General features: G+C 69.4%; 7 protein-coding genes. 3 read left to right on the forward strand and 4 right to left on the reverse strand.

Annotated features, from left to right (window positions below; genetic code table 11):
- Positions 1–67: 67 nt before the first annotated feature.
- Positions 68–976, reverse strand: a complete 909-nt coding sequence (locus KZ686_RS15095) for a LysR substrate-binding domain-containing protein (protein WP_149317104.1) — start codon at positions 974–976, stop codon at positions 68–70.
- Between the two features lie 347 nt (positions 977–1,323).
- On the opposite strand from KZ686_RS15095, the gene KZ686_RS15100 reads away from it, so the two are divergent.
- Complete coding sequence (locus KZ686_RS15100) at positions 1,324–4,956, forward strand: indolepyruvate ferredoxin oxidoreductase family protein (protein WP_265632726.1); 3,633 nt, start codon at positions 1,324–1,326, stop codon at positions 4,954–4,956.
- A gap of 158 nt (positions 4,957–5,114) precedes the next feature.
- Here KZ686_RS15100 and KZ686_RS15105 read toward each other — a convergent pair whose 3' ends face one another.
- Positions 5,115–7,241, reverse strand: a complete 2,127-nt coding sequence (locus KZ686_RS15105; RefSeq protein WP_407648551.1) for an aconitase family protein — start codon at positions 7,239–7,241, stop codon at positions 5,115–5,117.
- 394 nt (positions 7,242–7,635) lie between these two features.
- Between KZ686_RS15105 and KZ686_RS15110 the strand changes: the two genes are divergently transcribed.
- The gene (locus KZ686_RS15110; RefSeq protein ID WP_265632728.1) at positions 7,636–8,544 is read left to right on the forward strand and encodes a LysR family transcriptional regulator; all 909 of its coding nucleotides are present in this window, start codon (positions 7,636–7,638) and stop codon (positions 8,542–8,544) included.
- A 240-nt stretch (positions 8,545–8,784) separates the two neighbouring features.
- Positions 8,785–9,855: a tripartite tricarboxylate transporter substrate binding protein gene (locus KZ686_RS15115; protein WP_265632729.1), complete on the forward strand. Its 1,071-nt coding sequence runs from the start codon at positions 8,785–8,787 to the stop codon at positions 9,853–9,855.
- Between the two features lie 132 nt (positions 9,856–9,987).
- Here KZ686_RS15115 and KZ686_RS15120 read toward each other — a convergent pair whose 3' ends face one another.
- Positions 9,988–10,569 carry a superoxide dismutase gene (locus tag KZ686_RS15120; RefSeq protein WP_265632730.1) on the reverse strand — a complete coding sequence of 194 codons (582 nt, stop codon included), beginning with the start codon at positions 10,567–10,569 and terminating at the stop codon, positions 9,988–9,990.
- Between the two features lie 183 nt (positions 10,570–10,752).
- Positions 10,753–12,138, reverse strand: coding sequence for an exodeoxyribonuclease VII large subunit (xseA, locus tag KZ686_RS15125; protein ID WP_265632731.1), 1,386 nt, complete (start codon positions 12,136–12,138; stop codon positions 10,753–10,755).
- Positions 12,139–12,310 lie beyond the last annotated feature (172 nt).

Consider the following 12,310-nt stretch of genomic DNA (forward strand, 5'->3'; position numbering starts at 1 on the left):
GCCCGCGGGCTCGCCAGCGTAGCCGCCCGGTATGTCAGCGCCGTGAAAGCACGCGGCCGAGGCAACGTCACGGCGCTCCACAAGCGTAGACCAGAAAATCGCGCAGCAGCTGCGCGGGCTCGCTCAACGGCTCGTCGCGCCGCCAGATCAGCCCGACCTCCATGTCCGGCACCGCGTCGGCCAGCGGGCGCGCCTCGATCTCCTTGCCCTCCAGCGACCACGGGCGGAACACCATGTCCGACAGCACCGTGATGCCGAAGCCGTGCGCGACCAGCCCGCGCAGCGCCTCCATCGAGGTGGTGCGAAACGCAATGTCCGGCGTCAACCGCTTGCTCTTCCAGTAGCGCAGCGTCGAGGTTTCGCCCTCGTCGACCGTCAGCAGGATGTACGGGTAGCTGGCGACTTCCTTCAGCGTCGGCGCGCCGCCCTGCAGCAGCGGATGGCCCGGCGGCGCCCACAGCTGACGGCGGGAGCGGATCAGCGTGCGGTGGGCGAAGCGCTGCGGGCGCGAGACGTTCGACAGCAGCACCACGCCGAGCTCGATCTCGCCGGACAGCACCGCCTCCTCGATGTCGACCCGGTCGAGGTCGCGCAGGTCGAAGACGATCTCCGGATAGTGCGAGCGAAAGCGGGCCAGCAAGGCCGGCAGCAGATAGCCCAGCACCGTGTAGGAGGCGGCGAACGACACCGTGCCCTGCTGGCTCGGGCCCTGCAGCGAGGGTTCGCGCAGCATGTCCTCGACCGAATCGAGAATGCCCGCGACCCGCTGCAGCAGCCGGTGTCCTTCGGCGGTCAGCGCGACGCCATGCGGCAGCCGGTCGAACAGGCGCACGGCCAGGCGCTGCTCCAGCGCCAGCACCGCATTGGTGATGGCCGACTGCGACACGTGCTCGCGCGTGGCCGCCATCGAGAACTGGCCGGTCTCGGCGGCGGCCTGGAAATAGCGCAGCTGCCGCAGCGTGATGTCGCGGGCCAGCGGCGCCGGACGGGTCTTGGCGTCGCGCGAGGCCCCGCCGGTCATGGCGGGGGAAATGGCGGGAGAAGTGGGTCGGGTAGCCATGCGATTTCCAAATATCAGCGCTCTGAATTTGTGATTTTACGATAGCGAGGCGCTTTCCTACACTCGTTCGGCAAACCAGAACGCGCAGATCCATGGATCGAATGCGCGCACCGCGCAAGACCACGCGCACACGGCGCCCGCTCGCGGAACCGCATCCCGAGCGCGCACAAAAACCGCATACCGAACGATACCGCCCGACCTTGTCAGCGAGATATCGGGCGAGATATCGGGCGAGCTATCGCCCCCCGCCGGAGACACCCCCCATGAACAGTCCGCTTTCGCCCGCGCAGCAACAGGCCCTCGCCGACGCGCTGGCCAACGTCAGCCTCGACGACAAATACACCGTGGAAAAGGGCCGCATCTACCTGAGCGGCACCCAGGCGCTGGTGCGCCTGCCGATGCTGCAGAAGGCGCGCGACCGCGCGGCGGGGCTCAATACCGCGGGCTATGTCTCCGGCTACCGCGGCTCGCCGCTCGGCGGGCTCGACCAGGCGTTGTGGCAGGCGAAGACGCATCTGGCGGGCAGCGACGTGGTGTTCCAGCCCGGCCTGAACGAGGACCTGGCGGCCACGGCCGTCTGGGGCACGCAGCAGGTCAACCTGTTTCCCGGCGCCACGCGCGACGGCGTGTTCTCGATGTGGTACGGCAAGGGGCCCGGCGTCGACCGCTCGATCGACGTGCTCAAGCACGCTAACTCCGCCGGCTCCGCGCCCCACGGCGGCGTGCTGCTGCTGGCCGGCGACGACCATGCCGCCAAGTCCTCGTCTGTCGCGCACCAGTCCGAGCACGTGCTGATCGCGGCCGGCATTCCGGTGCTCTACCCGTCCACCGTGCAGGAGTATCTCGACTACGGCCTGCACGGCTGGGCGATGAGCCGCTATTCGGGCCTGTGGGTGGCGATGAAGTGCGTCACCGACGTGGTCGAGTCGAGCGCCTCGATCGAGATCGATCCCGAGCGCGTGCAGGTCGTGCTGCCGCAGGACTTCGCGATGCCCGAAGGCGGACTCAATATCCGCTGGCCCGATCCGCCGCTGGCGCAGGAAGCGCGGCTGCTCGACCACAAGTGGTACGCCGCGCTCGCCTATGTGCGCGCCAACAAGCTGAACCGCGTGGTGGTCGATTCGCCGCGGGCCCGCTTCGGCATCATGACCGCGGGCAAGGCCTATCTCGACGTGCGGCAGGCGCTGACCGACCTCGGCCTCGACGACGACACCTGCGCGCGCATCGGCATCCGCGTGATGAAGGTCGGCTGCGTGTGGCCGCTCGACGCGCAGGACGCGCGCGAATTTGCCACCGGCCTCGACGAGATCCTGGTGGTCGAGGAAAAGCGCCAGATCCTCGAATACGCGCTGAAGGAAGAGCTGTACAACTGGCGCGACGACGTCCGCCCGCGCGTGTTCGGCAAGTTCGACGAGCGCGACAACGAGGGCGGCGAATGGTCGGTGCCGCGCGGCAGCTGGCTGCTGCCGGCGCACTACGAGTTGTCGCCGGCGATCATCGCCAAGGCGATCGCGCGCCGGCTAGACAAGGCCGACCTGCCCGACGACGTGCGCGCGCGCATCGCGGCGCGCGTCGCGCTGATCGAGGCCAAGGAGCGCGACGCGTCGCGTCCGCGGCTGTCGGTCGAACGCAAGCCCTGGTTCTGCTCGGGCTGCCCGCACAATACGTCGACCCGCGTGCCCGAGGGCTCGCGGGCGCTGGCCGGCATCGGCTGCCACTACATGGCGATGTGGATGGACCGCAATACCGACACCTTCAGCCAGATGGGCGGCGAGGGCGTGGCGTGGACCGGCCAGATGCATTTCACCGACGAGAAGCACGTGTTCGTCAATCTGGGCGACGGCACCTATTTCCATTCGGGCCTGCTGGCGATCCGCGCGGCGATCGCGGCGAAGGCCAATATCACCTACAAGGTGCTGTTCAACGACGCGGTGGCGATGACCGGCGGCCAGCCGGTCGACGGCGTGCTGACCGTGCCGGGTATCGCGCATCAGGTGCTGGCCGAAGGTGCGCGCGAGATCGTCGTGGTGACCGATGAACCGGACAAATACGCCGGCGGCGGCGGGCTGCCTGCCGGCATCGCCGTGCATCACCGTGACCGGCTCGACGACGTGCAGCGGCGCCTGCGCGAGACGCCGGGCGTCACCGTGCTGATCTACGACCAGACCTGCGCGACGGAGAAGCGCCGCCGGCGCAAGCGCGGCGACTATCCGGATCCGGCGCGGCGCGCCTTCATCAACGACGCGGTCTGCGAAGGCTGCGGCGACTGTTCGGTGCAGTCGAACTGCCTGTCGGTCGAACCGCTGGAGACGCCGCTCGGCACCAAGCGCGCGATCAACCAGTCGTCGTGCAACAAGGACTTCTCGTGCCTGAACGGCTTCTGCCCGAGCTTCGTGACGGCCGAGGGCGCGCAGGTGCGCAAGCCGGCCGGGGTGGGGACGCAGACGGGAACGCAGACCGGATCGAAGAGTGCAATCGATCTGGACGCCCTGCCCTCGCCGACGCTGCCCGCGCTGGAGCGCGCCTACGGCATCGTCGTGACCGGCGTGGGCGGCACCGGCGTGGTGACGATCGGCGGCATCCTCGGCATGGCGGCGCATCTCGAAGGCAAGGGCGTCACGGTGCTCGACATGGCGGGACTCGCGCAGAAGGGCGGCGCCGTGCTCAGCCATGTGCAGATCGCCGCCACGCCGCAGGCGTTGCATGCCACGCGCGTCGCCACCGGCGAGGCGCGGCTGGTGATCGGCTGCGATGCAATCGTGTCGGCATCGGCCGAGGTGCTGTCCAAGGTCCGGCGCGACATCACCGCCGCGGCGATCAACAGCGCGCGCACGCCGACCGCCGACCTGATCGCCAATCCGAAATGGCGCTTCCCCGGCGCCTCGGCGGAGCAGGACCTGCGCGACAACATCGGCGAGGCCTGCGCGTTCATTGACGCCAATGCGTGGGCGGTCCGGCTGCTGGGCGATGCGATCTTCGCCAATCCGCTGCTGCTGGGCTTCGCCTGGCAGCGCGGCTGGGTGCCGCTGTCGCTGGCCAGCCTGACGCGCGCGATCACGCTGAACGGCGTCGCGGTACAGAAGAACCTGCTCGCCTTCGCTTGGGGCCGCGCGCTGGCGCATCGCGGCGAGACGGCCGTACGCGCGGCGCTCGACGGCGCGGGCCAGGCTTCGCGCCAGGCCGGCGCCGCGCCGACGCAGGTGCTGCCGCTTCCGCAGACGCTGGACCGCCTGATCGAGGACCGCGCCGCCCTGCTGCGCGCCTACCAGAACGACGCCTATGCCGCGCGCTATCTGGCTGCCGTCCACAAGGTGCGGCAGGCGGAGCTGGCGCTCGGCGCCGACCGCAAGCTGCCGCTGACCGAGGCGGTCGCGCGCAACCTGGCCAAGCTGATGGCCTACAAGGACGAATACGAAGTCGCGCGGCTGTACGCCGATCCGGCCTTCCTCGACAAGCTGCGCGCGCAGTTCGACGGCGAGCCCGGGCGCGACTATCAGCTGAATTTCTGGCTGGCGCCGCCGCTGCTGTCCGGCGAAACCCGCAACGGCCGCCCCGTCAAGCGCCGCTTCGGCCCGCGCACGATGACGCTGTTCCGGCTGCTGGCCAAGCTCAAGGGGCTGCGCGGCACGCCGCTCGATCCCTTCGGCCGCACCGCGGAGCGCCGCGAGGAGCGGCGGCTGGTGGACGAGTACCTGGCGATGGTCGACGAGTTTGCGCGCAGCCTCGATGCGCAGCGGATCGACACGGCGCTGGCGCTGGCGGCGCTGCCCGACGATATCCGCGGTTTCGGGCCGGTGAAGGAGGCCAGCATGCGCAAGGCGGCCGAGCGCCGGGCCGAGCTGATGGCGCGTTACCGCGGTGGCGTGGTCGCGGACGGCGAGCGCGCCGCGGCTTGAGGTTGCGTTGTCGCGGCGGCGACGTCGCGAAGACCGAGCGTGCCGCCGCTTGATGCCAGCGTTATCGCGGCGGCGGCGCGACGCGGCCGGCGCGCACCGGCTTGATGCCGCGAGCGCGCGGGTCGGCTACGTCATCACGGCATCACGTCATCACGGCATCAAGCCGGCGCCGCGGCACGAGGCGAATCGCCCCGCTCCCATTGCGCGCGCAGATCGTCGAACGACAGCAAGCGGCCCGCGATGGCGCTGGCTGCGACCGTCGGCGGACTCGCCAGCCACACCTGCCCCGGTCCCGAACGGCCGGGGAAATTGCGATTGACCGAACTGACCGTGACCTGCTCGGGCGCGGTCGACGAGCCCGGCCCGCAATTCGCGCAGGCGCCGCAGGAAGGCTGCAGGATCTTCGCGCCGACCGCGTCGAACGCATCCAGATAGCCCTGCGCGATGCAGTAGTCGCGCACCGCCGTCGTGCCGAACTGCAGGTACAGCGTGACGCCGGCCGGCACCTGCAGGCCGCGATCGGCGGCCCAGCGCAGCACCGCGTGATAGTAGTCGAAGTCCTCGCGCTTGCCGGCCGTGCATGAGCCGCCGTAGGCGATATCGATCCGCACCGGCTCGTGCGTTTCCGACAGCGCGGACAGCGCCAGGCCGTTGCCTGGATCGCCGGGGCGCGCCACCATCGGGGAAAGGCCGCTGCAATCGACCTCGATCGTCGCGGCATAGTCCGCGCCCTCGTCGCTGCGCATCCACGGCTCGATCGCGAAATCGACGCCGCGCCGGGCCTTCAGGAAGCGCACCGTTTCCGCGTCGGGCGCGACGATGCCGGTGAAGCCGCCGAGCTCCGCGCACATATTGGTCAACGTCGCCCGTTCGTCGGTCGACAGCGCCGACACCACCGGGCCGGTGAACTCGAACACCTTGCCGACGCCCGCGCCGCTGCGAATCTCCGGCAAGGCCAGCAGATGCAGCACCACGTCCTTGGCCGTCACGCCGGCGGGCAACGCGCCGTCCAGCACGATCCGCAGCGACGCCGGCAAGGTCATGCGCACCGCGCCGGTCACGAAGGCATTGGCCATGTCGGTCGTGCCGACGCCGAACGCCACGCAGCCGAGCGCGCCGCTGTGCGGCGTGTGCGAGTCGGTGCCGACCACCAGCTGCCCGGGCAGCGCGTAATGCTCGGCCATCATCGCATGCGAGATGCCGGCGACATTGCTGCCGTCGTCGCGCAGCGCCTCGTCCTCGGTCAGTGTCCGGTGGACCCGCAACGCGTAGTCCGCGACGAAGCGCCGCTGGGCGTCCCGCATCTGCACGACGTTCCCCACCAGGCCGCCGCGCACATGGGCGGGACTTTGCTCGACGTAAGAGGTGTGGTCCTCGAACACGACGACCCGCTCGGGCGCGTGCAAGGTAAGCGGCCGACCCAGCGCGGCGTGCAGCATATGGGCCGCCATGCCGGTGTAGTACTCGTGGATGAAGCGCCAATCGGCGCGCACGAAGATGCCGTCGCCCGGCGCGGGATCGGCCGGCGTGACCGCGGTCGCGATCGCATGGCGGGCGACGATCTTCTCGAACAGCGTACGCGGTCGCTCAGCGGCCGGCGGCGTGGGCTGCGTAGTCTGCGTAGTCTGCGTGGGCTGCGTGGGCTGCGTGGGCTGCGTGGGCTGCGTGGGCTGCGTGTGCTGCGCGGACTGCGTGGGCTGCGTGGGCCGCGCGGCCGGCGCGCGGTCGCCGGCGAGGCCGCGCAGATGCCGCTGGCCGAAGCGCAGCAGGCCGCCCTCGCGCAGGATCTGCGCGGCCAGCGCATCGCGGCCGGCCAGCAGTTCCTCAAGGGCGATCGCCTCGCCCGCCAGCAGGCGCGGGATCAAGCCAAAGTCCGTCGAGGTCAGCAGGCCGATATTGTCGGCGTTCTGCCGATAGATCCGTTCGAAGCTGCGGGCGATCACCAGCCGGATGCCGGCCAGCTTCTCGGCCGCGGGACTGTGCTCGCGCGACGAGCCCTTGCCGTAGCGGTTGCCGGCGACGGTCACGGCAAACCCGCCCTGCCGGATCGCATCGACGCCGATCGGCTGCGCGCCGCCCGCGCGAAAGCCGGTATAGGGATAGCGCCCGAGCTTGTCGTCGAAATGGGTCAGGATCGGGACCGGCGTGATCTCGTCGGTCGAGACATCGTCTCGCAGCGCGCCGGCCTGCTCCAGCGTCAGCGCCTCGCCGTGCAACTGCCGTTCGATGGTCCGCGGGCAATCGGCAAGGAACAGAATGCGGCCATCGATCTGCAGGCGGTCCATCGCGGTCTTCTCCAGTCTCATCGGTGAACGTCGGCACAGTGCCGAACATCGCCGAATCTACGCGCGGCGTCGCGTGGCGGCCAAGCGCCGATGCGGCATCGGGGTTATCTTCGGCAGAGATATCCGGGTAAACGCGCGGCCCGGCCGCCGACGGGACAGCCCGGCGAAAACGGCGCGCGGCGAGCCGCCCTTGTCCCGCGCCGCGGTTTTGCGGGACACTTGCGCGGCCAAGGCAAGAGCCATCGGGCCGTTCCATGGTGATCCCATTGCGGTCCCATCGCCGTCCCATGGCGATCCCATGGCGATCCCGCGGCCCGCCCATGGACGCCCGATGGCCGCCCCATGATCGCCCCATGATCTCCCCATCGTCGCCCACTCCTAAGTCCGAGTCCGCATGCACCGCATCGATCCCGTCAGCATCCAGCTCTTTCTCGCCGCCGCGCGGGAAGGCTCCATCAAGCGCGCCGCCGAAACCGAGCACATCGCGCAATCGGCGCTGAGCCGGCGGATCGCCGATCTGGAGCGCAGCTTGGGCGTGACGCTGCTGGTGCGCTCGCCCACCGGCGTGGCGCTGACCGAGGCCGGCGTGCGCGCGTTGGAACTGGGCCGCAAGCTGAACGAGGACATCGCCGCCTTCGCCCGCGAGGTGCAGGACCTCGGCGACCAGGTGGCCGGCACCGTGCGGCTGTCGGCCAGTCCTTCGTCGATCGTCGGCTTCCTGCCCGAACGGCTGCACGCCTTTCGCGCCAGCCATCCGCATGTCGATATCGCGCTACACGAGCGCTCCACCAGCGACACGCTGCGCGCCTGCCTCGACGATCATGCCGACGTCGGCGTGGGCGTGGCGATCGACGGCGCGCGCGGGCTCGAATCGTGGCACTTCGCGCAGGATCCGCTGATGGTGCTGCTGCCCGCGGGTCATGCGCTGGCCGACCGCGCGGGACTGCGCTACGCCGAGGTCCTGCAGTATCCGCTGGTGATCGTGCAGCAAGGCGGGGCGCTCGATACCGAGCTGCGCGACCGGGCCGCCGAGGCGGGCCTGCCGATGCGGCAAAGCGTGGCGGTGTCGAGCTTCGAGGCGGCGTGCCGGATGGTCGAGGCAGGGCTAGGCCTGGCGGTGATTCCGCACAGCGCGACCACGGCCTACGCGGGCACGCGCGGTTTCGTGCGGGTGCCGCTCGACGAGCCGTGGCGGCAGCGCGAGCTGCGCGTCTACGCGCCGCGCAAATCGCCGCGGCTGCGGGCGGTGGATGCGCTGATCGCCGCGTTGCGGGCCGAACCGGCGGCCGAACCACGAGCCTGATGATCGCCGGGCCGGAACGCAGGCCGAACCACGGGCCGAACCGCAGGCCCAACCGCCGACCGAACCGCCGCCGAGCCGCCGTCGGCACCGTCCGCCTCAGACTGACGCCGCGCGGACCGATATCGCGGAACGCGATACCCGGTCCGTCGCAACAGCATTTCTTGCGGGCAAGCCGACCGCTCTAGACTGGCGCGCAGAGGAACCGTCCACAGGTTCCCGCCTTGCGACAACGGAGACAGCATGCCCCCCTTCCTTCGCACCGTCGGCCGCCTGCGCCGCACCTTGCCTTCCCTGCGCCACGCCCTGCTTCCCCTGCGCCGCGGCGTTCGGCTGACCTCGTCCCTGACCGCGGCCGCCACCTTCGCCGCTGCCTTCGCTGCCGCATTGGCCGCCGCGCCCGCGGCCCACGCGCAATCGCCCGATGGCAAGCCGCTGCGGCTGATCGTGCCGACCCAGCCCGGCTCGCAGGCCGACGCCGTGGCGCGTGCGCTTAGCGAATCGATGGGCCGCCAGCTGGGCCACCCGATCGTCATCGAGAATATCGCCGGCGCCGGCGGCATCCCGGGCACGCAGCAGATCGTGCGCGCGCCCAAGGACGGGTTGACGCTCGGACTGGTGTCGTCGAACCACGTGATCAATCCCGCGATCTACCGCTCGATGCCGTTCGACTCGCTGCGCGACATCACGCCGATCACGGTGATCGGCACGCTGCCGCTGGTGCTGGTGGTCAATCCCTCGGTGCCGGCCAACAACGTGCAGGAACTGATCGCGCTGCTCAAGAGCAAGCCCGACCAGCTGAACTACGGCTCATCGGGCAACGGCACCGTGCTGCATCTGGCCGCCGAACTGTTCTCCAGCGAGGCCAAGGTCGAGGTCCGCCACGTGCCCTACAAGGGCGCGGGAAACTACACAACCGACCTGCTCAGCGGCCAGGTGCAGATGGGCTTCCTGACGGTGCCGGCCGTGCTGCCGCAGTTGAAGGCCGGCAAGCTGAAGGCGATCGCGGTGTCCACGCCGAAGCGCATCCCGATGCTGCCGGAGGTGCCCTCGCTGGCCGAGTCCGGCCTGCCGCGCTACAGCTTCGACGCCTGGCTGGCGATCGTCGGCCCGGCCGGATTGGCGAAGGACAAGACGGCCGACCTGCAGGCAAGAATCAAGGCCGCGCTCGACGAGAAGCCGGTGCAACAGAACCTCGCCGCCCAGGGCCTCGTCATCATCGGCAGCACGCCGGATCAGGCGGCGCCGTTCTTCAGCAGCGAGCTGGAGAAGCACGCGCGCATCGTCAAGGAGGCAGGGGCGACGCTGAATTGAGCGGTACGGCGCGTCAGCGCGCAAACGGCTACGATGCCTTCGGCAGATGCGCGACGTCCGCGACTGCCTGACGGCAATCCAAAAAAACAAAGCCCTCGCATGGAGGGCTTTGCTGCTTGCGCTGGAGAACGCTCAGCCAGCGAAGTTCTTGCCGACGAAGTCCCAGTTCACGACGTTCCAGAAGGCCTCGACGAACTTCGGACGGGCGTTGCGGTAGTCGATGTAGTAGGCGTGTTCCCACACGTCGCAGGTCAGCAGCGGCGTGGCGTCGGTGGTCAGCGGGGTGGCGGCGTTCGAGGTCGACACCAGGTCCAGCGAACCGTCGGCCTTCTTGACCAGCCAGGCCCAGCCCGAACCGAAGGTACCGACCGCGGTCTTGGTGAACTCTTCCTTGAACTTGTCGAACGAGCCCCACTTGGCGTTGATGGCGTCGGCCAGCGGGCCGGTCGGCTGACCGCCGCCTTGCGGCTTCAGGCAGTTCCAGAAGAAGGTGTGGTTCCACACCTGGGCGGCGTTGTTGAAGATGCCGCCGGACGATTTCTTGACGATCTCTTCGAGGGTCGCGTTCTCGAATTCCGTGCCCTTGATCAGATTGTTCAGATTGGTGACGTACGTCTGATGATGCTTGTCGTGATGGAACTCCAAGGTCTCCTTGGACATATGCGGGGCCAGCGCATCATGGGGGTACGGCAGCGGGGGGAGAGTATGTTCCATTGTTCTGTCTCTGTGGGTTGTGGGACGGGAGACACCGATTGTAGGTGACTTGCCATAGTGGCGCAAACCAGCGGCAAAACCCCTTCAAGGCGCGGCAGTATGCCGCTGCGCGCCCCGCCGCGCCGCGCCTGTGGGGCACCTTCCGGGGCAACTCAACCGGCCATCGCGGCCTGTAGATCGGCCCTATAGATCGAGCAGTTTGGCCTGCACGCTGGCGATGCCGATATCGGCCACGCCCTCGGCCAGATGGACCTCGACGCGGCCGCCGGCGCGCAGCTCCGACGGGGCCCGCAGCGCCTTGCCGCGCGGGTCCAGCAGCACCGCATAGCCGCGCTCGAGCGTGCGTTGCGGCGCCAGCAGTTCGAGCGCGCCGGCGGCGCGATGCAGGCGCTGCGCGGCACGTTCGTGCTGGCGTTCGCTGGCTGCCTGCATGCGCGCGGCGAGCCGTGCCAGTTCTGCCTGGCGCATGCCCGCATCGGGACGCTGGGCCGTCCACCGCATCGACCACAGCTGCAGCCGATGGCGCCGCGCCACTACGCTGTCGCGCCATGCCGCGCGCAAATGTCGCGCGAGATTGTCGAGCTGTCCGCGCCGCTCCTGCAGTTGCGCCTGCGGGCTGCGCACGCGCCGCGCCAGCCAGTCCAGATGTTGGGCGCGCCGCTCCAGCTGGCGGCGCATGCATTGGCCGAGCGCGTCGCGCGCCCGCGCGGCCTGCGCCAGCAGATGCGCGCGATCGGGGCTGACCAGTTCGGCGGCGCCCGTCGGCGTCGGCGCGCGCACGTCGGCGACGAAGTCGGCGATGGTGAAGTCGGTCTCGTGGCCAACGCCGCAGACCACCGGCAGCGTGCAGCGCGCGACCGCATGCGCGACCACTTCCTCGTTGAACGACCACAGGTCCTCGATGCTGCCGCCGCCGCGGCACAGGATCACCACGTCGCACTCGGCGCGTTCGCTGACGGTGTCGAGCATCGCCGCGATCTTGTCCGCGGCACCGGCGCCCTGCACCGGCACCGGATAGACCAGCACCTGGATATGCGGCGCGCGGCGGCGCAGGGTCGTCAGCACGTCGCGCAGCGCCGCGGCCTGCAGCGACGTGATCACGCCGATCGTGCGCGGATGCGAGGGAATCGGCCGCTTGCGTGCGGGATCGAACAGACCGTCGCGCGAGAGCTTGTCCTTCAGGCGCAGGAAGGCCTCGTACAGATTGCCGACGCCGGCGCGCCGCATCGCCTCGACGCTGAGCTGCACCTCGCCGCGCGCCTCGTACATCGACACCAGCGCGCGCACCTCGACGGCCTCGCCTTCGCGCACCGGAAAGTCGACATGCTGGTTTCGTCCGCGAAACATCACGCAGCGGATCTGCGCGCGGGTGTCCTTCAGCGAGAAATACCAGTGCCCGCTCGCGGCGCGCGTGAAGTTGGAAATTTCTCCACGCACCCAGGCCAGCGGAAAGTTGCGTTCGAGTACCGATGCGATCGCATGGTTCAATTCGCCGACCGGGATCACATCGCGCCCGCCGGGTGCCGTCCGGGAGACTGGCGAAGGCGGAAACGAGAATGGTTCAGACATGGCAGATCGCCGCCGAAGCGGCGTCAGATGGACATGTCCACAGCATAACCGCTATGTCAAGCCCATCGCTGTAGGGTGGCTGAAACGGCCTGTATATCGAGGGGCTTGACACAAGCCATTGATTCTTAATGACTTTCCCGAACATCACTTTTTAAGCAATGTAAGAATTTCT

This window comes from Cupriavidus cauae (assembly GCF_026210475.1).
Lineage (GTDB): Bacteria > Pseudomonadota > Gammaproteobacteria > Burkholderiales > Burkholderiaceae > Cupriavidus > Cupriavidus cauae.

What these genes read in the sequence shown, in the direction of transcription:
- xseA (WP_265632731.1), bottom strand. Translation starts at nt 12,138, where the DNA reads ATGTCTGAACCATTCTCGTTTCCGCCTTCGCCAGTCTCCCGGACGGCA.
- KZ686_RS15115 (WP_265632729.1), top strand. Translation starts at nt 8,785, where the DNA reads ATGCCCCCCTTCCTTCGCACCGTCGGCCGCCTGCGCCGCACCTTGCCT.
- KZ686_RS15120 (WP_265632730.1), bottom strand. Translation starts at nt 10,569, where the DNA reads ATGGAACATACTCTCCCCCCGCTGCCGTACCCCCATGATGCGCTGGCC.
- KZ686_RS15110 (WP_265632728.1), top strand. Translation starts at nt 7,636, where the DNA reads ATGCACCGCATCGATCCCGTCAGCATCCAGCTCTTTCTCGCCGCCGCG.
- KZ686_RS15105 (WP_407648551.1), bottom strand. Translation starts at nt 7,241, where the DNA reads ATGGACCGCCTGCAGATCGATGGCCGCATTCTGTTCCTTGCCGATTGC.
- KZ686_RS15100 (WP_265632726.1), top strand. Translation starts at nt 1,324, where the DNA reads ATGAACAGTCCGCTTTCGCCCGCGCAGCAACAGGCCCTCGCCGACGCG.